Raw genomic sequence first — 21135 nt, 5'->3', positions numbered from 1 at the left:
TTTCCAAGTAAGGAAAGAAAATAGGATACTACCAATTCAAAACCAAAGTGAAAATTTGGAATCATTAATATTATACAGGATTTAGTAAATTTTTAAAAAAATATGGTATTTTTCAAAACTGGATTTGTAGATGATAGTTGGAAACACGTTAAGAGCAACTCTCAATAGGTTATTCATATAGTCAATACCACGATTTAGTTATAATATATCTATCTGGTGATTTTCGAAGAACAAACTATGGTAAACTATAAAAAGGAATAATTTGTATAGGAGAGACCGTCTATGAAAACTTTTAGACTTATATCGCTTGAAATATTAGAAGATGATAAAGATCAACTGATTTCACATAATATTCCTTTACTTGATGGATTAATTCTAAATAGGGAAGAAGAGACAAGCCAATGGATTTTGGAGTGTTTAATCGATAGAAGATATTGGCTATTTTTTTCTGATTTAAAAGAAAGTAAAGAAGAACTTATGTTGCAAGCTAAGATTACTAAGGAAACAAATCAGCCCGCAACATTCATGTCTTCAATTATTGAAATTAATGATATAAATGAAGGAACTATTAACGTTCTGTTTGCAGGAAAATTAATTGATCGTAAGAAGGACCATATTGAAGAAACGTTAAAGCGGTTAATTGAAGAGGGATACCAAGGTGAAAGATTGTTAGCTAAATTTAAAGAGGCAGAAAACTGAAAAGAAACAAACCCTTTGATGTAAAAGGGTTTGTTTCTTTTTAAGACTAGGATTAATTAGCAGTAGAATGCTGTTCCTACAATGATGAGTAAGATGAATAAAACTACAATCAATGCGAAAGAATTTCCGTTGTTATAACCGCCAGTGTATCCTCCGCAATATGCACCATATGCTCCGTTGCCATAGCCTCCGTATGGGTAACCATATCCATAACCAAAGTGTGCCATAAACAAACTCACCTCCTGAAGTATTACACAATTACTATATGGAAATAGGGATATATGTGTATAGACGATTACCCAGTTTTTTAGATAAATTTAAATTTAGGCTCGTTCATAAGGAATTGTTTGTCAAATATTATTATGTAAATAAAAGGAATCTTTTCTAAGCTTTGTTCCTTACAGAATGACGCAGCTAAGATAAACTCTGTAGTAACGATATCTTCATTTTTAATTTTTATTAAGAGTGTAAACAATGCTACGCTTAAATATGTGAAGTAAGAGTAATTCTTACGTTATGGAATTGGAGAAGAAGTAGGAATTCGTCGGGGTCGATCACCTTTTATACAATTACTGCAGAGTCTATAGATTGCTGTGTACAAGGCAACAATAGTTAGGAATTGAATCCAAAAAAGAAGACACTTCATGAGTGCCTTCTTAACTAGCAGTTTTGTTTACTTCTAGGACTTTAAGTTGGTCGTTTTCATAGCCAATTATAAATGTATAATTCCAACGCTCTTTGGTAGTTTCGGTACTGTTTTTTCTAATACTAGTATCTATAGCTAAGGATACTTCGACCTGTTCAGAGTCCTCTTTGTATTTAACCGTTTGTTCACTTATCTTATGTTCTACTACATGGATATAATCTTTACGGAAATTTTGATAAGTTAGCTTTGCTTGTAGCTCACTTCCTAATAATGCGTACGCATTAATATAGTCACGTATCGTTAAACTTTCAAAAAAATAATTAACGATGTAGTTAGCATCCTTTTTAAACTGACTTGGGTTAATTGTATCTGAACTTGGAGTTTTATATTCTAGTTTAGTTTCATCTATTTCATCCGACCAAGAAGTAACTAAGTCGATGGCATTCGAAATAGGAATACTAAAGCCAATTGCACCATCCTCGGTGCCTGCCGAATTTATAGCAATTACTTTACCAGATGTTCGGTCAATTAAGGGCCCTCCACTATTCCCATGGGTAATATTTGCTGAGATTTGATATACATTTTCGTAATTAAAATCACCAATAGAAAAGGTTCGGTTAATACCAGATATTATGCCTAATGTTACGGAATTTTGAAATCCTAGAGGACTTCCAACCGCAACTACTTCATTACCTATTTCAGCCTGAAACTTTTTACTTACTTGAACAGGTTGCTGATTGGATAACTGCGGCACTCTAATTACAGCAATGTCTTGTTTGTCTCCGATCCCTACAATTGCAGCGGGAAAAGTCTGGGCATTTGAAAGCTTCACAGATATAAATTCTGCCCCTTTTACAACGTGAGCATTGGTGATAATATCTCCTTTGTTATTATACAAAAAGCCAGATCCAATTTTTTGGCTCGTATTATCCCCGGCTTCGATCTGTACAACATTTTTTTGAGCTTCAAAAATAATCGACTTCAAATCCTTGCCTTCTGGTTCTGTTACTTTTTGTACTAATGTATTTTTTTTAGAGATCGATTTTTGCGCCCAGTGGTTGTGGATGAAAAGTAGGGAGACAATTCCAATCACTACAATTATAAAGGTGATTAGGATTGATAGGTATTTATGCTTTTTAGTCATCATCTCACTCCATAGCTATATTAATCAAGAAACCATTTCACTTTTACTATTTTTACTTTTACATTCACATTATCGGGTTTTATATCGAAATGGGTGTATTCGAATCTTCCTTCTTCATCTGGATACAAAGTATCTGGGTATATATATACTTCATTGGAAGCCAGTTTTTCATCTTTTTCATTTAATAATTGGTACTCTACAGATATTGAATTAATTGGCACTGTAGCAACGCTTTTAAGTTTTCCAGAAACGACTAATTTTTTTTGATCGTTTTGTGAAACTTTAATATCTACTATTTCTACAGCATCGTTTTCGTTCATATTTCTCTCTTCTTCGGCAGCATTCATCGCTTGTTCAATTCGTTGTTCTAGTGCTGTTTCAAAAGCTGTTTTTTCTTTTTCAATTGTTGTCTTCATACTTAACAGCTTTTCGGAATTCGGAGCATATTTAAGCCCTTCTTCAACGGTATCACGGGCGTTAGTAAACTGATTTTCCTTCAAGGACTGATTTGCTTCTGAAAAAGTAAAGGCAATAATTTGTTCTCTTATATCCGTTGCGATTTTTTTCGCTTTCTCATTTTGAATAGATTCTGCATCCCAAAGTAAATTCTTAAGTTCACTTATAGATGGTTCTTTAGCTAATTGTTCATCTAGTTGTGAAATTAGCGTTTTTTCCCTGGCTGTAGCAACGTTAGTTACAATTAAATTTACCACTTCACCATTATAATTTTTCAAATGGTCTTCCGATTGGTTGATTAACTTAATTGCTTTGGTAAAGTCATTATTTTCCACATGCTTTTCAGCTTGAGTAAGGTTATTGTCAATGTCTATTGCTACTTGCATAAATTGGAATACGTCTTTTGCTACAGGAAAATTATCTTTTAACTTTATCGCTTGTTCAAATTTGTTCTGTGCCTTATAAAAGTCTCCGTTTAGTGCTAATTCTTCACCCTGGTTAAAGTATATCTCTGCTTGATTTTCTTTTTTCTCAAGATAAATATAGAAGCTGCCTACAGCAACTAATAGAATAAAGAAGCAAGCAATAGGTAAAATCCACCATTTAGAATGAAGGTTCTTTTGAGGCATTCGATCATATATATCACCGGGAATTTTCTCACCACATTGTGTACAGAAGACTTCTTTTTCGTGAATTTTCCCACCACAATAAGGACAATGGAGCATGGAAACACCAACTTTCAAATTACATATAAAACTCTAAACGAGTAATATTGTTATTTTAACATATCCTTTTCATAACAAATGAATTTTTATATAATTATGAAGTGTTTTGTTAAAATAATGAGAAGTGATTTTACAAGCAGAGTGAGTTATAATGAATGTGGGTAATCACTTCAGTGAAATAATAATGATCAAACTTAATTTGATTAAGGTTTGTTACATAATTTTCTCAATAGGGGGGTTGTATTATGTTTGAAACAGTTTTCTCAATAGTATCAATCTGTTTGCTAGTAGCTTTAATGGGATTTAGTATATTTGATAGAGGTTAACACAAAGGGTACAATTAAAAAGACAGTTGATACTGTCTTTTTTTTATTAATTGCTCCAAGGGAACTGTAGAAAAGGCTCAGAAAAAGGCGAAAAGAACAACTCGAATATTGTTGGTTTTCGTTGATAAAAGTTCGATATTATAGGTAATTATGCTCAACGTATTAATTAGTTTGTCTATTATTGCGAATCTCTTTACTAAGTTCTATTCCTCTGGGATAATCAGTTACGTTTAATAGAATGTTTCTATTACAGGAAATTTAAAAATAAGTTAAATCCTTGTTAGAAATTCTTACAGATTAATTTATAAAGCAGACTTAAAAGGATTGGGGGGGACTCGGTGAGTATGTATAATCCAAATAATCTTCTAGAAAGAATTGAATACCTAAGAAAAAAAATGACCGATGTTGCCCTTAATAAAGGTTTTACTAGTACTGAATCGATACTTATAAGTCAAGAGCTAGATAGATTATTAAATCAGTATCATGAGTTTAAGAAGAAAAAAGAAGATAAGTTTTCCCCAAATACCAACAGAGAGAAATAACAAGTTATTTCTCTCTGTTGGTATTAATTATTTAATTCATCTAAAAAGGATTCTAATCTATCCATCCCCAGTTCAAGTGTTTCCATGCTATAGGCATAAGAGAGTCTTAGGAATCCCTCTCCAAATACTGAGAAAGCATCACCAGGAACCATAGCCAATTTTACGTCTCTCACCATCTTTAACGCTAACTCTAGAGAAGTTAGGTTAGTTTCAACTTTTAGGAAAAAATAAAAGGCACCGTCAGGCTTTACTACTTCAACCCCCATATTCGTTAAACGTTTAAATACATAGTCTCTTCTTTTTTTATATTCCTTTTTCATATTTATAGGGTCTTCTTCTCCATGTGATAGAGCTTCTAGTGCAGCATGTTGGCTAATAGAGGAGGCACAGGATACGTTGTACTGATGAACTTTAAGGATATGGTTTGTTAACCATTCCGGTGCAAGAAGATACCCTATACGCCAACCGGTCATGGAATGAGACTTTGATAAGCCATTTATGATGATAGTTTTGTCACGAACTTTATCAAATGTTCCTATTGAAATATGTTGCTGATCAAAAACCAATTCACTATATATCTCATCTGCTAATATGAAAATATTTTTATCTTCAAGTTCTGTTGCTATTGCGTCCAATTCCTCTGCAGTTAACGTTACACCTGTAGGATTTGATGGATACGGCAATATTACACACTTTGTTTTTTCTGTAATATATTGTCTTAGCAATTCACTAGTAAGTTTAAATTCACTTTCTGTCGTGTCTGCATACACTGGTTTTGCACCTGCTAGTTTAATAAGAGGTTCATAACCAGGATATACAGGGCCAGGTAAAATAACTTCATCACCTATGTTTAATATTGTTCTTAACGTGATATCAATTGCTTGTGAGGCACCAACCGTAACAATGATTTCAGACTCTGGTTGATAAGATAAGTTGTATCTTTTATATACATAGTCAGAGATTGCTGACCTTAGTTCGAGTAAACCGGCATTATGTGTGTATGTAGTAAAATTATTATTAATTGCTCCTATGGCTGCAGTTTTAATGTGGTCTGGAGTGTAAAAGTCAGGTTGACCAATAGTTAAAGATAATACATCTTTCTGATCTGATACAAGATTGAAAAATTTTCGTATTCCAGATATTTCTAAACTTTTCACTTGTTCGTTAATGTTTAAGTACAAAGTAAGCCCTCCAAATAAATTTAATGAAAATTTCACACAATTTTGATTTATTTTACAAAAATATGAGTTATAATGAAAGCGATTAATCAATCGCAGGGAGTGAATCACTTTTGAGACAACGAAAATTATCTTTTGAAGAATTAGTTGCTAAAAATAAACAAGAGTTATTAAATGATAAACAAGCCATGAAACAAATCGAAGAACAGATGGAAAAAAGGCAAGCAAATCAGTCAAAAGTCAAGTATGCAAATTGATCATACCATATGAAAAACAATCATAACAGAATTTAAAAAATCCTTATCTATGAAGATAGGATTTTTTTATTGTAAGCAAATCGATCGATATTGTCTATCATCTTCTTTATAATTCTACATAGTAGGATGGTCTTAAATCCATTCGTTCTGAAATTATTAGAAAGAAGGCGTTCTTTTTGAATCAAATAGGGCTTGTATTAGAAGGAGGAGGCATGAGAGGCGCATACACAGCAGGAGTATTAGATTTTTTTCATGATGAATCTATTGAATTTCCATTTATTGTGGGAGCTTCTGCGGGTGCTTGTAATGGTACATCTTATGTTTCGGGTCAAAGAGGCAGAAACTATAAAGTGCTTGTTGAATATGGTAGCCACCCAGAGTATATTTCCTATAAACGAGCACTGAAAACAAGGGAGTTGTTTGGGATGGACTTTATATTTGATACACTTCCTAATCAGTTAGTTCCATTTCAATTTAACTCATTCCTGCAATCAAATAAAAAATTTGTTGCTAGTACTACAGACATAGATACTGGTGAAGCTGTTTATTTTGATACGTTTACAGAACAGGAAGATTTACTAAAAGTAGTTCGTGCTTCTAGCTCACTTCCATTTATAGCTCCGAGTGTGCGATATAAGGGGAGGAATTTAATGGATGGCGGAATAGCTGACCCTATTCCGATAAAACCATCGATAGATATAGGTAACCAAAAGCATGTAGTTGTTCTGACTAGGCACGGGGGATATGAAAAAAAGCCGATGAAATTTAGTTGGATTGTCAAGAAAATGTATAAGCGATATCCAGGGCTAATTCAGGCATTAGAAACTAGACATGAGAGGTATAATCAAACACTTCATATGCTATCAGATATGGAAAAAAGAGGCGAAATACTCATCATACGACCGCTTGAACCTCTTTCTGTTGGTAGGATTGAAAGGAATAAGGATAAACTTCATGGATTATATGAACAAGGCTATCAGGAAGCAAAGCAAATGAAGACACAAATCAATAATTTTATATCGGAAAAAAGTACGGCAGATCTCAAGAGCTAATCTGCCGTACTTTTTTAGTTTTTATGATGCATATTTTTTAAATAGAATGTTATTTTCTAAATGAATATGTTGAAATGTATTTGATTCTAACTCAGCTAACCTAGCATAGGTAATTCTATAAGAATTACATGCATCTGCAGGTGGAACGAAACCGTCAGTAAGATCGTTTATTTGTTGTAGCAACTCTCCAGTTGCTAGATGCTCTGACACCATATCTTTGTTTAGGTCGATTATTTTAGATAACAGTGCTTCATCGTTTGTTATCTCGTATTGACGAATTAATGGGAATAGTTCTTTTTCTTCCTCAACTAAATGAACTTCCATATCTGATTTAAACTGATTATATACTTTGTACAAATCAATTAAATGTGGATGATGTTGACCATGTACTCGATATATTTTAGTTACAAATTGTCCTAAAGCTGTTAACTCTTCATCTAAAAAGCGGTGATGCTTTTCAAGAATGTGATCGATTAGATCTGATTGAGTAATAGAATCCCAGTCCATTTCAACATTCCCATTTTCCTTCCAAGAAGTGTAAGCAGTGTTTAATTCACCTAAAATTTCATCCCCATTAAGCTTTGTCTTTATTTCGAAGATTTGTGATAAAGGTTTTTCACCACCACAGCAAAAATCAATCCGATACCTTTTAAAAATATCACTTGCTTTTGGAAATAGCTTAACAATATCTGCTGGTGCATGTAATTGTGTAAATGTACCCATTATTTTCCCTCCTTGACTTATAGGTTAACTTTATCCTAAACAAGCTACGTTTTTTGTGATCTGCATCACATTAATGGTGTGATAATTCTCATTAGATGTAAAAACGAGAGTATATTGTGGATGATGAAAGGACATACTTTTACTAGATTAAAATAGTTAGGAATGGAAGGGAATGTATGAACAAATGATTACTAGTTTCAGTGTGGGAGCTAGTTCGTGGATTAAACTTTCTCAATTTACATCACTAGGTATTACTGACGAACAGTTATTTTTTTTAGTCGGAGTAATAGGGATGATTGTTAGTTATTATGTTTTTGCACCAGTAGTTAGACTACTAGTTGCACTACAATGGAAAGCAGCGTTATCGTACTTAATAAGCAGTCTAATCTTTATACTAGTACTAGGTCTTTACCAAATTAGTCAAAGAATTAGCTACTTAGATTCTTTTGATCTATCCAATCTTGCAAATGCGGCACTTGGAATTATGTTTTTTGGTGGGGTCTTAATAGTATTACAAATAACGCACAATATTATTTCTTTTTTAAAACAGCAAAGAACTAAATCAATGTAGAAAACGAGGAGCAGGAAATTAAACCTAGCTCCTCGTTTTCGTTATCTTTAAAACTTTGCATTTACATATTAGAGAGAAAATCTGCAGTAACTAACTTCTTACAATTTTATTAAGTATATGCTGGACAACCGTTCCGGAAATATACTACGCTTTCCGCGGGCGGAGCTTGAGCCTCCTCGGTCGCAAAAGTGCGTACACCTGCGTCTTCTAGTAACGCTTCGAAGCAGGCTTCCTCGGTGCAAGGGAGCAAAGATGGTTACTCAAGTAGACCCCTCGCTCCCTGTGGGGTCTCATCGTCTTCGCTGTTCCCGCAGGACAAAGGATGCTACGGAAGCGATGCATCGCACGAAGAAAATCGGGTTGTATTTTCGAGGAGTCTCCGTATATTTCCTCCACTAGCACAACTATTGAATAAAAGGAAGTTGCTTTATTAATTTAATTCATGTATTACTCGCAATTGGATTGGAAATTAGATCTAGCGTAGGCAGAATATGGAGACTTCTGTGGGAACAGCACGCGTCCGAAGACCCCGGAAGAAGCGTTCTTTGCTGATGAGGAGGCTGAGGCCGTGCCCACGAAAAGCGGAGTATTCTGCCGAAGCGAGTGATCGCACCCATTATAGGTTCATAGAGAATTACTTACTGCAGAGTTATAGAAAATTTTTCATAAGACCCTGTGCATTTTTCATTCCGAAATTTTCGAAACTAAACGGGGGGATAAACGTATACATAGCAGAAAAGGAGTGTGACAATATGATTGTAATATCTTCTATTTTGTTATTCGTTTTTTTACTATTCTTTTTAAATATAATTACAAGTATATGGGCCTATAGAGATTCTATAGAGAAGGGGAATAGTAAAGAATATGCCATTATTGTATTAATTGGTACACTATTTTTTCCGATTCTAGGTTTAATTGTCTATTTGATTATTCGAAATGACTAAGTAAAAAAGTCGTATGTATATACGACTTTTTTACCAGTTTCTCTTTTTAAATGGTGATCCATTTAAATGTCCTAAAGACGAAGGAGTGAAATAAGAAGAGGAGTAAGGTTTTCTATTTTCACGCTTATTGATTGGTTCAGGATATTCCCAGTCTAAATAAAGGCAAAGAGTTTTTTTTGCCTGTGAAAGTGACATATGCGTTTTAGGATTTCGATAACTACTATCCAAACTTCCTAAATGTTTCATCATTTTAAAATCTTCTTTTGAAGGTGGGATATGAAAAAAGTAATTACTTACCTGCACTAGAAGTGTAGAATGCTGATGGCTTAACTTGGGGTGGTCTGAAAAGTGAAGCCCAACTTTTGAAGCCTGTTTTTCCTTAAGTAATTTGTTAATGGCTGTCTTTTTCATGTTATATAGATAACGTGGATTTGGAGCAGTCTTGGCATGCTTATTAACAACAAAAATAGCTTTTGCCAGCTCTTCCAAATTATCAATGGGTTTGCTACTCAACTTGTCAGTAACCTCCTTTCTTAGATTATGATGTACATCTTACACAATCTTAGCATAAATCGCAATAAGATAACAAAAAAAGAAGGAAAGGATTCCTTCTTTATGTTACATCATTTCTTTTATATCTTTAACAATTTCGTCCATTTCTGCAGCCTTTGTACCATCATATCTCTTAATAGCATTCCCGTCTGGTGATACTAGGTAAAAGTATACAGTGTGCACCATTTGATCTGAATCAGCTATTTTATCGACTGGAGCTTTAAAGGATTTAATAGCAAACTCTTTAATATCTTCTAGCTTATAACCAGTTAACAAATTCCAATTATCAAAACTTGCTCCACGGTCTTTGCTATACTGTTTTAATTTTTCTGGTGTGTCATTGTCGGGGTCAACAGAAAAAGATACTAGTTCTACGTCTAGATTTTCATCTGCCAGTTTCTTTTGTAGGCGAGCCATATTTGCAGTCATAGGTGGACAAACTGAATCACAGTTTGTAAATACCATATCTGCAACCCAGAACTTCCCTTCTAATTCAGAGCTACTAAACGTTTCTCCCTCCTGGTTTGTATAGTTAAATTCCTGTACTTCGAAAGAAAAGTCTCCTTCGTATTCATTTCCACAAGCTACTAGAAATAGTATAAGTGCAAATAACATTAGATTTAGCCGTTTATTCATGGGAATATCTCCTTGTTTACTTTTTATTATTAATCATCGTGAGCTAGACGATAAATATTTAGTTCCGGTTTGCATAGAAATCGATAAGGTAGTCGCGTTGTTCCTATCCCTCTACTTACGTACAATTGAAGGGGATGTAGTCCAACCGAATATTTACCTTCCACATAACTTTCTGCTAAAGTAGGGGTATAGATATAACCGAAAAAAGGAATTTGTACTTGTCCTCCATGACTGTGCCCCGATAATTGGACATCAACTGGAAATTGCTGCACAACCTCTGCATAGTCTGGTTCATGGCAGAGCAACAAAGTGAATAGTTCCGGGTTACTACCTTCTAAAGCATGATCAAGGTTGGGAGCACCTAGCATAACGTCATCTAACCCAGCTATTACGAAGCGGTCTAGACCATTATCAATTTTGGTATTAGCGTTTTTCAGCATGACAAAATCACTTTTGTCCATTACTTCTTTAATAATATCTGTTCCATATCCACCGTGATCATGGTTTCCATAAATCCAATACTTCCCGTAAGGTGCATTTATATTGCTTAGAGATTTGATTATCCGGTTGTCCCATTTAAACTGATCTGGCCGATCTACAAGGTCACCTGTAAAGACTACACAATCTGGATTATGCTTATTAATGGTGTTTACCAATTCTTCAAACTGATCCAACGTATAATGGAATCCAATATGCGTGTCAGAGAATTGGACAATTTTGAAATTATCAAAAGAAATCGGGATCCTATGTGATGTTATATCTGCTTCTTTAATTGTAAGCATACCTGGCTCTATTTCCCGAGCATAATAATATGTACCGCCACCTAATCCGAATAATGCTAGTGAACTTGTTATTAGCTTTTTTAAAAATGTTCGTCGGTTCATAGGCACATACCTTTCAGCGTTGTTCATGGGTTGTATTATAACATTTTTTGTTAGAGAATAAACATGAAACAACTAAAAAAATCCTACCTTTTAATAAGGTAGGGAAAAAATTATGAGCTTTATATAGTTATCCAATGTAGAAGAAAAAACTAAAAAAGTGAAAAACAGAACCAGCTATAACGAATAAATGCCAAACAGCATGATGATAGATAAACTTTCGCCAAACATAAAATACCGATCCCACTGTATAAAAGATACCACCGATCATCAAATAGTTTAAACTATCTGGCGGAAATGCTCTTGATAAAGGTTCCCATACGAGGACAATTAGCCAGCCCATTAATATATAGAAAACAGTTGAAAGAACTAAGAACTTTTTTACGTAAAAAAATTTAAAAGCTACTCCAACAATTGCGATTCCCCACACAATCCAAAAGAAAGTCCAGCCGGATTCTGTTCTTAAAGGGCCTAAAAGTAAGGGTGTATAGGATCCTGCAATAAAAATGTATATACAAGAATGATCGAAAATTTGAAATAGATCCTTCCACTTTCCTTCAGGTAGACCGTGGGAAACCGTTGAGGAAAGATACATAAGAAACATAGTTACTCCAAATACAGTTACTGATAGTACATCCCATTTACTCCCGTTTATGCTTGAATGAAAAATAAGCAATACAAGAGCTACTAGACTAAACAGAGCACCTATGCCATGTGTAATCGCATGGACGAATTCTTCTTTTTTTGTATAGGTGTGTGTTGTCATGTTTTTATCCCCTTTTCTTAGTGATAAGTTTATTATGACCTGTACTTTAGAATTCATTTTTAATTTTTTTAGATGGATAGAATTACTATAAAAGTGAATGTTGACCACACTATCAGATGGTTAAACTAGGTTATTTATGATAAAATATGTGTGGGACTTTTAAAGCGTGATAAGCTCCTTCTACGTCTCTAAAAAAGGAGTGTTTTAATTGAATAATGTAGAAGAGAAAGTAATGACCGATATTCTTGCTGAAGAATTAATGATTTCGTCAGAAAAAGTGGCTCATGTTCAAATTGGTAATCCGCTTGAGCACGCCTTGTTAGTGTTAGTTCAATCAGGTTATTCTGCTGTTCCTGTATTAGATTCTTCTTATAAATTCAAAGGTACAATAGGGAAGACTAAAATACTGCAAAGTGTTTTAGGGCTAGAGCGATTCGAAATGGAAAAATTATCCACTAAAAAAGTAGAAGAAGTAATGAACCAGGATATCCCTTGTTTGAATAAAAAAGATGATTTTCTTACTTGTTTAAAAGCTGTCATAAATTATCCTTTCGTATGTGTTGTGGATAATGAAGGTTTTTTTGATGGAATACTGACAAGAAGAGCAATCTTAAAACAATTAAATAAGAATCTTCACATCAATAAGCATAAAACAAGTATTTCTGAATAAGACCGAGTGGGCTCCTGTGCTTGATCTACATCCAGGAGCTTAAACCTAATTGATAATGCTTGTCACCTTGTATTTATTTTTGGTAAAGTAGAGAAAACATGTTATTGGAGGAAATATACGTGAAAATGATGGATGCAAACGAGATTATTTCTTTTATCTCAAACAGTAAAAAATCAACACCAGTTAAGGTTTACATTAAAGGAAGCCAGTTAAATGAAATAAAGTTTCCTGAAACCGTTAAAGATTTTGTAGATACAGAGACAGGAGTTATCTTTGGTGAATGGAAAGAAATTAAAGAAGTCCTAAATACATACGAAAGTCAAATAAGTGATTATGTGATCGAGAATGATCGTCGTAATTCTGCTATTCCATTATTAGATTTGAAAGGGATTAATGCTCGTATTGAGCCTGGTGCAATTATTCGTGATCAGGTCGAAATAGGTGAAGGTTCTGTAATTATGATGGGGGCATCCATTAACATTGGTTCTGTTATAGGAGAAGGAACAATGATTGATATGAATGCTACCTTAGGTGGACGAGCAACTGTAGGTAAAAACTGTCACGTTGGTGCTGGGGCAGTTCTAGCTGGAGTTATTGAGCCACCATCTGCAAGCCCGGTTGTTATTGAGGACGGTGTAGTTATTGGAGCGAACGCTGTCGTACTTGAAGGAGTAAGAGTTGGTGAAGGAGCTGTTGTAGCTGCTGGAGCCATTGTAACAAAAGATGTTCCACCTAATACTGTAGTAGCAGGAACACCAGCAAAGGTTATCAAGGAAATTGATGATAAAACAAAATCAAAAACAGAAATTATGCAAGCACTCAGAAAATTAGATGAAGAGTAATCGTTAAAGCAGGGGAGTTTTCTCCTGCTTTTTTTAAACTAAACTAAGATTCAGGAGGAGGGAACAAATTGACTTCAAATAAACTTGTTAAAATTAGAAGAGATCTTCATCAAATACCAGAGTTAGGTTTTCAGGAATATGAAACACAAAAGTACTTATTGAATGTGATTGCTTCATTTGAGCAACAAAATATCACTATTAAGCAATGGCGAACAGGCATACTAGTAAAAGTACATGGTAAAAGCCCAACAAAAATAATTGGTTATCGTACCGATATTGATGGCCTTCCAATCAAGGAAGATACAGGATATCCATTTCAATCGAACCATGTAGGACAAATGCATGCATGTGGACATGATTTTCACATGACAATCGCACTTGGTGTATTAGAACAACTTGCTAAATCACCTATTAATGATCATGTTCTGTTTATCTTCCAACCTGCTGAAGAAGGACCGGGGGGAGCACTTCCCTTAATGCAATCTCAGGAATTTTTAGAATGGAAACCGGACGTTATTTTAGCCCTACATATTGCCCCTGAATTACCTGTGGGTACTGTTTCAACAAAGCCCGGATTACTATTTGCTAACACTAGTGAATTGTTTATTGACTTCCTGGGTAAAGGAGGCCACGCAGCATACCCGCATCTTACAAAGGATATGGTAGTGGCTGGAAGTACTTTTATAACTCAAATACAACAAATTATCTCTAGGAGAATAGATCCTTTAGAAAGTGCTGTTATTACAATAGGTAAATTAGAAAGTGGGTTTGTCCAAAATGTAATTGCAGAAACAGCAAGATTAGAGGGTACAATGCGTACATTAGATCCATTGGTTATGGACGATTTGAAGCAGCAGCTTGAAAAGATGATTCGTGGCTTTGAGATTAGTTTTGACTGCTCAATAACTGTTGACTATGGTTCTAACTACTACCAAGTTTATAATTCAGAAAAATATGTAAAGCAATTTGAAGAAATAGTTAAGCAGGAGAAGGAAATTACCTATCATACTGCTAAAGCTGCCATGACAGGTGAAGATTTCGGCTACTTTTTAAAAGATATACCGGGATTCATGTTCTGGCTTGGTGTTGATTCTCCGAATGGGTTACATCATTCCAAATTAATGCCTAAGGAAGAGGCTTTATCTATTGGTGTAAAGGTCGTTGAAAAAACAATTAGACAAATATATTAATTCAAATGAATAACTCCTCTTCATTCTGCAAATTCTAAAGAAGATTCCAATTGATATGAGGAGGTTTTACGATGACACGTATCGGTGTAGAAGGAACTTTATCTGATGTTAAAGGCGCACTTGAAGCAAAAGGGTATGAAACAGTTGATCTAAGACAAGAAAGTGATGTTAATGGCTGTGATTGCTGTGTCATTTCTGGTCAAGATAAAAATGTAATGGGAATTCAAACAGCTAGCTTTGATGGATCTGTCATAAACGCAGATGGATTGTCAGCTGACGAAGTATGTAACGCTGTAGAGAGCCGACTTAAATAAGACTAGATAGAGGAAGGAAAGCTATTGCTTTTCTTCTTTTTTTAGTCTCATGAATAATATAAAAATACCTTCTGGATTTATCCAGAAGGTATCGGTTTAACTATTCTTTGTAATATTAACTTGGTGTGGAAATGGTATTTCTATTCCTTCAGCATCAAATGACTCTTTAATTCGCTTACGCATATCGCGTTCAGCAGCCCATTGTTGCATATTTTCAGTTCGGCCTAGTACTCTTAAAACTACTTCGGAAGCCCCAAACCCTTGCACACCTAGTACATCAGGTCCTTCCACAAAGCGCTCATCGTTTTTGAACTCGTCACATACCTTTTGGAGAACAGCTAATGCTTTATCAATATTATCATCATAACTAATACCTATATCAACTAAAGCTCTCATCGTTCCTCGTGAATGGTTACTTAAGCCAGCAATATCGCGATTAGGAATGAAATTTAATGTTCCGTCAAAGCTTCGAATTTTGGTTGTTCTTAGTCCCACTTCTTCGACAATGCCGTTATACTGGCCTATTGTCACGTACTCTTCCACTTCAATTTGTCTTTCTAATAGGATAAAGAATCCAGTTACAATATCACTTACTAATCCCTGTGCACCAAACCCGATGGCTAAACCAAGAACACCTGCACCAGCTAGTAAAGGTCCTAATGGTAACCCGAAAATTCCGAATAACATAACGACGAATATAAAGATTAGAGTGTAGGAGTATAAATTCAATAACAGTTTTTCAAGTGTTTTAACTCTTCCCTCCGTTATTTTCTCTTTACTGCTTGCTTTAGATAACGTCGCTGTAATCAATTTCTTTCCTATCGGCGATACGATAAGAAAAGCAATAACTAATAAAGCGATTTTTAACCCCTTACTTATAACAATTTCTAGTATTTCTGACATATCAAAGTTTAAGCCGTTTTTAAATAGATCCATTAGTTGTTTGTCTCCTTTCCTTGCTCTTGAGTAATAATAATAGAAACTAGTCCATTAAATCAAATCATTCCCTTTTTTATTGGACATAAAACGACATTTTATTAATTTAATTCAAATTAGTTTCATAAATTATTAAGAGGGTCATAAATGGCATATTTTTTTTGAGTTTAGAGACTGACAGTTGGGAAAATAAAAGTTTTGCGAGAATCATTACCATATAATCCGAGGCGAAATTATAAATTAATATGAATGAAAGAAATTAAAAGTTTTTTCTAAAAATTAATGCAAAAGGGTAGATATTTATTTCGTAACCCGATATATTTATAATTACGAAAAAAACAACAGGAGGAGGGTGACAGTTTGGAAACCTTTAAAAAGTTAGCACAATATTATTGGCCTTTTCGCAAATATTTCTTTGCATCATTGTTTTTTGTCTTATTAGTAACAGGTATAACTGTCTTATACCCAGTAATTTTGAAAATAACCATTGATGATGTGGTGTTAGCGGAGGATTACTCTTTAATTCCATATTTATCAGTCGGGTTTATTCTTATTATGATTGTTAAAGGGGTAGCAAACTTTTCTCAACAATACTTAGGGGACTTATTTGGTGTGAAATCTGTATACGACTTAAGAGACGGACTATACAAGAAACTCCAAAAACTATCGTTCACTTATTATGATAATGCAAGAACAGGAGATTTAATGTCCCGACTTACCATGGATGTGGAAGGGTTTAAGTTTTTTCTTGCAGCTGGGTTTAAGGAATTATTAAAAATATCAATGCTGATTTTAATTAGTTTAAGTGTTATGTTTTATTATTCCATTCCTTTAGCGCTTGTTACGATGGCTGCCATGCCATTTTTAGCCGTTGTGGTTTATCGATTTGATCGTAAAGTACACCCGGCATTTCGTACCATTCGTAAATCGCTTGGTCGGTTAAATACTAGAATTCAAGAAAATGTAAGTGGAATGAACACGGTTAAATCACTTTCTAAGGAAGATTTTGAAATTGATCGTTTTACATCTAATAATGATAATTATCGTGAAGTAAACATTAATACTTCAAATATATGGGCTAAGTATTTTCCGTTTATGGAGTTTATCGGGAATATTTGTATGGTTGCGCTGTTAGTTTATGGTGGACATTTAGTAATAGAAGGATCGCTTAGCTTAGGGGAATTGGTAGCCTTTTTCAGTTTGGTTACGTATATTTTAGGACCACTTATGCACTTAGGCTTTATCGTTAACATGTTCTCACAAGCAAAAGCATCTGGAGAAAGACTATTAGAAATATTAGAAGCAGACGAAGATATCGTTGAAAGTGAAGATGCGATTGTACCAGAGCGAATCAAAGGGCACATTACATTTAATGATGTCACATTAACATATATTGAGGATGACGATTCTGCATTAAAAGATATTTCGTTTGATGCACCTCCTGGTAAAGTGATCGGTCTGATTGGTCCAACAGGGGCAGGGAAAACGAGTATTACACAACTTATCACACGTTTTTATGAACCGGAAAAAGGTGAAGTGTTAGTTGATGGAAAACCAACAAGTGAGTACGATCTTAAAACATTACGTAAAAATATCGGTTTTGTTTTACAAGAATCATTTTTATTTTCTACAACAATAAAAGAAAATATTGCATATGGAAACCCGAATGCCAGTATGGATGACATCATCGCTGCAGCTAAACGTGCGCAAGCCCATGAGTTTATTTTGGAGATGCCTAAGGGCTATGACACCATGTTGGGTGAAAGAGGAATGGGGTTATCGGGTGGTCAAAAACAACGTATTGCCATTGCGCGCGCTATTCTAATTGATCCGAGTATCTTAGTGTTGGATGATGCTACATCTGCAGTAGATATGGAAACAGAGTTTAAAATACAAAAGGCTTTAAAGGAAGTAATGAAAAATAGAACCACCTTTATTATTGCTCATCGAATTTCTTCATTAAAGCATGCTGATGAAATTTTAGTACTCGAAGACGGTGAGATTGTTGAAAGAGGAACACATGATACATTGTTGGATAATGGTGGACCGTATCAACGTATCTATGACATTCAATACCAAGACAAACAAGCAATTTTAGATGCTGTAAATTGAGGGGGGACTTTAATTGGCTAGTAAATTACAAGGGAATCAGTCAAAACAAGAAAGTCCACATTTGAAAAGGTTTTTTTATCCGCTTGATCAGGCTGTTGAGAAACCTTTTAACTGGAAACAAATGTTAAGGCTACTTACTTATATTAAACCATACTCGAAAACACTTCTTCCGGGTTCCTTGATCGCGATGCTAATATCAACAATAGTTCGATTACTTGTACCGATATTAATTGGTCAAGTAGCCATTGATGTGGCTATAAAAAACAAAGATGTCGATATGTTGACCTATTTAGTTATCGGTATATCCATTCTTTATTTATTGAACTATTTAGGAAATATGTTTCGAATTAAGTGGATAAATATATTAGGACAAAGAGTCATTTATGATTTAAGAGAAAATTTATTTTCTCATGTTCAAAGACTATCCCATAATTTTTTTGATAAGAGATCTGCAGGCTCTATTTTAGTTCGAATTTTAAATGATGTTAACTCGTTGCAAGAGCTATTTACAAATGGAATTATCAATTTGCTAATGGACGTAGTCATGTTAGTGGGTATTGTAGCAATTTTGATTGCTTTAAGTCCACAGCTCGCATTAGCTGTTTTAGTTATATTGCCAATTATGTTTTATATTTCTACAAAACTGAGAAGAAATATTAGAAGATCATGGCAAGATGTGCGAATTCAAAAATCTAGATTAAATTCTCACTTGAATGAAAGTATGCAAGGGATTCGAATTACACAATCATTCTCACAAGAAAAAGAAAACACAGAATACTTTTCTGGAGTAAATACGGATAACTTTGAAACTGAACGATTGGCTATGAAAAAAAGTGCTTATTTTGGGCCGTTTGTTGAGATGGCAAATGCTATCGGTACGGTAATCCTGATTTCATTTGGAGCTCATTTGATTATAAATGGGACAATTACAGCGGGGGATTTCGTAACATTTGCATTCTTCCTTGGGATGTTTTGGGAACCGATCTCTCGTTTAGGTCAGATTTATAATCAATTATTAGTAGCAATGGCCTCATCTGAACGTATTTTCGAATTTCTGGATGAACAGCCAAACGTTGAAGAAAAGAAGGATGCAAAAGAATTTAAGGATATGAAAGGTCACATCGAATTTGATCACGTTCAGTTTTCTTATAATGAAGATCGAATAGCACTTCATGAAATCTCTCTTGAGATGAAACAAGGTCAAACTGTAGCGCTGGTAGGGCATACTGGATCTGGAAAATCAACTATTGCCAATCTTATCAGTAGGTTTTACGATCCAACTAAAGGAGCAGTAAAAATTGATGGGCATGATATCCGTGATATGAAGTTAGCTAGTTTACGGAATAATATCAGTGTCGTTTTACAAGATACATTTATTTTCTCTGGAACTATTATGGAAAATATAAGATTTGGTCGTCCGAATGCAACAGATGAAGAGGTAAAAGACGCTGCAAAAGTAGTGGGTGCTGATGATTTTATTTCTCGACTTTCCAACGGTTATGAAACAGAAGTTGAGGAACGCGGAAACATACTTTCTGCTGGTGAAAGACAATTACTATCATTTGCTAGGGCTTTACTAGCAGATCCAAGGATAATTATTTTAGATGAAGCAACAGCAAGTATTGATACAGAAACAGAAATGAAAATCCAAAAGGCACTAAAGCAATTATTAAAGGGAAGAACAGCAATTATGATCGCTCACCGACTATCTACTATTCGAGAAGCTGACAACATAATTGTCCTAGAGCACGGAAAGATATTAGAGCAAGGTAATCATGATGAGTTGATGAAACAAAAAGGTGAGTATTTTGATTTAGTAAAGTCACAATTCCAAATGTTAGACGCATTGTAAAAAACAAACACCCATCATTTTCTTGATGGGTGTTTGTTATCTATGGCTCATTTGGAAGATCGGTACTGTAACGTAATATCCATAGAATCACCAATTAGTAATTGGATAGGCAATATAACGAAGGGAATTCTTATGGTTTATCTAACTTCGCGACGTAAGAATTCCCTTCACTTCACAATCCACAGCGTCGCATTTACACTCAGTTAATTAAAGAATATAGTTGCTAGAGATTTTCTCTCGAAATTGTCGGTCCTATATTAATTCCAGAAAGGGATTATTATAACAAATGTACTTTATTATGTAGCTATACTCATGTATGAAAATATGATAGACTATAGGAGCATCAACTGATATGGAGGAATAGCGATGAAAAGAGAATTCGCTGTTATTGGACTAGGACGTTTTGGCGGTAGTATTTGTAGAGAGCTAAGCCAAGAGGGGATGGAAGTTCTAGCCATAGATACAGAAGAGGACAAAGTAAATGAATTTAAAAATATTGCGTCACATGCTGTTATTGCTGATGCAACAGATGAAAAAGTATTAAAGGAATTAGGGATTCGCAATATTGACCATGTCATTGTGGCGATTGGTGATAATATTCAAGCGAGTATATTAACTACATTAATGTTAAAAGAATTGGGAATAAAGAAGATTACGGTTAAAGCACAAAATGACTACCATGAAAAAGTATTAAATAAAATTGGTGCAGACCAAGTTGTTCACCCTGAGCGCGATATGGGTAAACGAATTGCCCACAGTATCATATCTAATAATATTTTGGACCATCTTGAGTTATCAGATGACCACAGTATTGTTGAGGTTAAAGCTGGTTCTAAGATGAGTGGTAGAACCTTAGTAGAACTTGATATACGTGCACAGTTTGGTTGTAACGTGGTAGCAATTAAACAAGAGAATATAAAGGAAATAAACGTATCTCCTATGGCAACAGAAGTGATAAATAAAGGGGATATTCTTATTGTAATTGGAGCAGATAAAGATATTTCTCGTTTTGAAAAAAATCTTGTTGTAGATGATGATTAGGAAAAGACAGGCTAAAGGGCTTGTCTTTTTTATTTGAAAAACCCCCCTATCCGATTAAGGAAAGGGGGGGTTAAATGAGA

23 protein-coding genes are annotated in these 21135 nt (G+C 34.5%); 13 read left to right on the top strand and 10 right to left on the bottom strand.

Annotation, left to right across the window (positions count from 1 at the left end):
• Positions 1-282: 282 nt before the first annotated feature.
• Positions 283-699: a YwpF family protein gene (locus H7K77_RS09865; protein ID WP_186577642.1), complete on the top strand. Its 417-nt coding sequence runs from the start codon at positions 283-285 to the stop codon at positions 697-699.
• Positions 700-755: 56 nt separating this feature from the next.
• On the opposite strand, the gene H7K77_RS09860 is transcribed toward H7K77_RS09865, so the two are convergent.
• The 3 genes from H7K77_RS09860 to H7K77_RS09850 form a co-directional block, all read right to left on the bottom strand.
• On the bottom strand, positions 756-926 hold the full coding sequence (locus H7K77_RS09860) for a YjcZ family sporulation protein (protein ID WP_186577641.1): 171 nt from the start codon (positions 924-926) through the stop codon (positions 756-758).
• Between the two features lie 429 nt (positions 927-1355).
• Entirely contained in the window at positions 1356-2489 is a 1134-nt protein-coding gene (locus tag H7K77_RS09855) for a S1C family serine protease (protein ID WP_186577640.1), read from the bottom strand.
• Positions 2490-2509: 20 nt separating this feature from the next.
• A complete protein-coding gene (locus H7K77_RS09850) occupies positions 2510-3574 on the bottom strand; it encodes a zinc ribbon domain-containing protein (RefSeq protein WP_222599290.1) in 1065 nt (354 codons plus the stop codon).
• A 766-nt stretch (positions 3575-4340) separates the two neighbouring features.
• On the opposite strand from H7K77_RS09850, the gene H7K77_RS09845 reads away from it, so the two are divergent.
• Positions 4341-4538, top strand: coding sequence for an aspartyl-phosphate phosphatase Spo0E family protein (locus H7K77_RS09845; RefSeq protein ID WP_186577706.1), 198 nt, complete (start codon positions 4341-4343; stop codon positions 4536-4538).
• Positions 4539-4561: 23 nt separating this feature from the next.
• Here the strand turns inward: H7K77_RS09845 and H7K77_RS09840 are convergent, their stop codons facing one another.
• On the bottom strand, positions 4562-5719 hold the full coding sequence (locus H7K77_RS09840) for an aminotransferase A (RefSeq protein WP_186577638.1): 1158 nt from the start codon (positions 5717-5719) through the stop codon (positions 4562-4564).
• A gap of 110 nt (positions 5720-5829) precedes the next feature.
• On the opposite strand from H7K77_RS09840, the gene H7K77_RS09835 reads away from it, so the two are divergent.
• Both H7K77_RS09835 and H7K77_RS09830 read left to right on the top strand, forming a co-directional pair.
• Positions 5830-5973, top strand: a complete 144-nt coding sequence (locus tag H7K77_RS09835; protein ID WP_186577637.1) for an FbpB family small basic protein — start codon at positions 5830-5832, stop codon at positions 5971-5973.
• A 176-nt stretch (positions 5974-6149) separates the two neighbouring features.
• Positions 6150-7025 carry a patatin-like phospholipase family protein gene (locus tag H7K77_RS09830; protein ID WP_186577636.1) on the top strand — a complete coding sequence of 292 codons (876 nt, stop codon included), beginning with the start codon at positions 6150-6152 and terminating at the stop codon, positions 7023-7025.
• A 21-nt stretch (positions 7026-7046) separates the two neighbouring features.
• Here H7K77_RS09830 and ric read toward each other — a convergent pair whose 3' ends face one another.
• Entirely contained in the window at positions 7047-7748 is a 702-nt protein-coding gene (gene ric / locus H7K77_RS09825) for an iron-sulfur cluster repair di-iron protein (protein ID WP_186577635.1), read from the bottom strand.
• A 184-nt stretch (positions 7749-7932) separates the two neighbouring features.
• On the opposite strand from ric, the gene H7K77_RS09820 reads away from it, so the two are divergent.
• Together H7K77_RS09820 and H7K77_RS09815 are read left to right on the top strand one after the other, a co-directional pair.
• Positions 7933-8319, top strand: a complete 387-nt coding sequence (locus H7K77_RS09820) for a hypothetical protein (RefSeq protein WP_222599289.1) — start codon at positions 7933-7935, stop codon at positions 8317-8319.
• A gap of 752 nt (positions 8320-9071) precedes the next feature.
• Entirely contained in the window at positions 9072-9263 is a 192-nt protein-coding gene (locus tag H7K77_RS09815; protein ID WP_186577633.1) for a PLDc N-terminal domain-containing protein, read from the top strand.
• 30 nt (positions 9264-9293) lie between these two features.
• On the opposite strand, the gene H7K77_RS09810 is transcribed toward H7K77_RS09815, so the two are convergent.
• The 4 genes from H7K77_RS09810 to trhA form a co-directional block, all read right to left on the bottom strand.
• The gene (locus H7K77_RS09810) at positions 9294-9776 is read right to left on the bottom strand and encodes a YkyB family protein (RefSeq protein WP_222599288.1); all 483 of its coding nucleotides are present in this window, start codon (positions 9774-9776) and stop codon (positions 9294-9296) included.
• 105 nt (positions 9777-9881) lie between these two features.
• Positions 9882-10451 carry an SCO family protein gene (locus H7K77_RS09805; protein WP_186577632.1) on the bottom strand — a complete coding sequence of 190 codons (570 nt, stop codon included), beginning with the start codon at positions 10449-10451 and terminating at the stop codon, positions 9882-9884.
• 29 nt (positions 10452-10480) lie between these two features.
• Positions 10481-11335 (bottom strand): metallophosphoesterase, encoded by an 855-nt coding sequence (locus H7K77_RS09800; RefSeq protein ID WP_186577631.1) that lies wholly within the window; start codon positions 11333-11335, stop codon positions 10481-10483.
• A 127-nt stretch (positions 11336-11462) separates the two neighbouring features.
• Positions 11463-12098, bottom strand: a complete 636-nt coding sequence (gene trhA, locus H7K77_RS09795; RefSeq protein ID WP_186577629.1) for a PAQR family membrane homeostasis protein TrhA — start codon at positions 12096-12098, stop codon at positions 11463-11465.
• 232 nt (positions 12099-12330) lie between these two features.
• Between trhA and cbpB the strand changes: the two genes are divergently transcribed.
• The 4 genes from cbpB to H7K77_RS09775 all read left to right on the top strand — a co-directional run bounded on the left by cbpB (position 12331) and on the right by H7K77_RS09775 (position 15114).
• Positions 12331-12768 carry a cyclic-di-AMP-binding protein CbpB gene (gene cbpB / locus H7K77_RS09790; RefSeq protein ID WP_407926428.1) on the top strand — a complete coding sequence of 146 codons (438 nt, stop codon included), beginning with the start codon at positions 12331-12333 and terminating at the stop codon, positions 12766-12768.
• A gap of 119 nt (positions 12769-12887) precedes the next feature.
• Complete coding sequence (dapD, locus tag H7K77_RS09785; RefSeq protein WP_186577623.1) at positions 12888-13610, top strand: 2,3,4,5-tetrahydropyridine-2,6-dicarboxylate N-acetyltransferase; 723 nt, start codon at positions 12888-12890, stop codon at positions 13608-13610.
• Between the two features lie 68 nt (positions 13611-13678).
• Entirely contained in the window at positions 13679-14800 is a 1122-nt protein-coding gene (locus H7K77_RS09780; RefSeq protein WP_186577621.1) for an N-acetyldiaminopimelate deacetylase, read from the top strand.
• A gap of 71 nt (positions 14801-14871) precedes the next feature.
• The gene (locus tag H7K77_RS09775; RefSeq protein ID WP_186577620.1) at positions 14872-15114 is read left to right on the top strand and encodes a YkuS family protein; all 243 of its coding nucleotides are present in this window, start codon (positions 14872-14874) and stop codon (positions 15112-15114) included.
• Between the two features lie 96 nt (positions 15115-15210).
• Here the strand turns inward: H7K77_RS09775 and H7K77_RS09770 are convergent, their stop codons facing one another.
• Positions 15211-16050, bottom strand: a complete 840-nt coding sequence (locus tag H7K77_RS09770; RefSeq protein WP_186577618.1) for a mechanosensitive ion channel family protein — start codon at positions 16048-16050, stop codon at positions 15211-15213.
• A gap of 360 nt (positions 16051-16410) precedes the next feature.
• Here H7K77_RS09770 and H7K77_RS09765 point away from each other — a divergent pair, with 360 nt between their 5' ends.
• From H7K77_RS09765 to H7K77_RS09755, 3 genes are all read left to right on the top strand, one after another.
• Positions 16411-18162, top strand: a complete 1752-nt coding sequence (locus tag H7K77_RS09765; RefSeq protein WP_186577617.1) for an ABC transporter ATP-binding protein — start codon at positions 16411-16413, stop codon at positions 18160-18162.
• Between the two features lie 121 nt (positions 18163-18283).
• Positions 18284-20014, top strand: coding sequence for an ABC transporter ATP-binding protein (locus tag H7K77_RS09760; protein ID WP_235988900.1), 1731 nt, complete (start codon positions 18284-18286; stop codon positions 20012-20014).
• A gap of 366 nt (positions 20015-20380) precedes the next feature.
• Complete coding sequence (locus H7K77_RS09755; RefSeq protein ID WP_186577616.1) at positions 20381-21055, top strand: potassium channel family protein; 675 nt, start codon at positions 20381-20383, stop codon at positions 21053-21055.
• The last annotated feature ends 80 nt before the right edge of the window (positions 21056-21135 follow it).

Source organism: Aquibacillus kalidii, from assembly GCF_014280935.1.
GTDB classification, from domain to species: Bacteria; Bacillota; Bacilli; order Bacillales; family Amphibacillaceae; genus Aquibacillus_D; species Aquibacillus_D kalidii.
The sequence above is the reverse complement of the archived record's forward strand: the minus strand, read 5'-3'. Positions and strand labels throughout refer to the sequence as shown.

What these genes read in the sequence shown, in the direction of transcription:
- H7K77_RS09865 (WP_186577642.1), top strand. Translation starts at nt 283, where the DNA reads ATGAAAACTTTTAGACTTATATCGCTTGAAATATTAGAAGATGATAAA.
- H7K77_RS09860 (WP_186577641.1), bottom strand. Translation starts at nt 926, where the DNA reads ATGGCACACTTTGGTTATGGATATGGTTACCCATACGGAGGCTATGGC.
- H7K77_RS09855 (WP_186577640.1), bottom strand. Translation starts at nt 2,489, where the DNA reads ATGACTAAAAAGCATAAATACCTATCAATCCTAATCACCTTTATAATT.
- H7K77_RS09850 (WP_222599290.1), bottom strand. Translation starts at nt 3,574, where the DNA reads ATGCCTCAAAAGAACCTTCATTCTAAATGGTGGATTTTACCTATTGCT.
- H7K77_RS09845 (WP_186577706.1), top strand. Translation starts at nt 4,341, where the DNA reads ATGTATAATCCAAATAATCTTCTAGAAAGAATTGAATACCTAAGAAAA.
- ric (WP_186577635.1), bottom strand. Translation starts at nt 7,748, where the DNA reads ATGGGTACATTTACACAATTACATGCACCAGCAGATATTGTTAAGCTA.
- H7K77_RS09820 (WP_222599289.1), top strand. Translation starts at nt 7,933, where the DNA reads ATGATTACTAGTTTCAGTGTGGGAGCTAGTTCGTGGATTAAACTTTCT.
- H7K77_RS09815 (WP_186577633.1), top strand. Translation starts at nt 9,072, where the DNA reads ATGATTGTAATATCTTCTATTTTGTTATTCGTTTTTTTACTATTCTTT.
- H7K77_RS09805 (WP_186577632.1), bottom strand. Translation starts at nt 10,451, where the DNA reads ATGAATAAACGGCTAAATCTAATGTTATTTGCACTTATACTATTTCTA.
- H7K77_RS09800 (WP_186577631.1), bottom strand. Translation starts at nt 11,335, where the DNA reads ATGAACCGACGAACATTTTTAAAAAAGCTAATAACAAGTTCACTAGCA.
- trhA (WP_186577629.1), bottom strand. Translation starts at nt 12,098, where the DNA reads ATGACAACACACACCTATACAAAAAAAGAAGAATTCGTCCATGCGATT.
- cbpB (WP_407926428.1), top strand. Translation starts at nt 12,331, where the DNA reads ATGACCGATATTCTTGCTGAAGAATTAATGATTTCGTCAGAAAAAGTG.
- H7K77_RS09775 (WP_186577620.1), top strand. Translation starts at nt 14,872, where the DNA reads ATGACACGTATCGGTGTAGAAGGAACTTTATCTGATGTTAAAGGCGCA.
- H7K77_RS09770 (WP_186577618.1), bottom strand. Translation starts at nt 16,050, where the DNA reads ATGGATCTATTTAAAAACGGCTTAAACTTTGATATGTCAGAAATACTA.
- H7K77_RS09760 (WP_235988900.1), top strand. Translation starts at nt 18,284, where the DNA reads ATGTTAAGGCTACTTACTTATATTAAACCATACTCGAAAACACTTCTT.
- H7K77_RS09755 (WP_186577616.1), top strand. Translation starts at nt 20,381, where the DNA reads ATGAAAAGAGAATTCGCTGTTATTGGACTAGGACGTTTTGGCGGTAGT.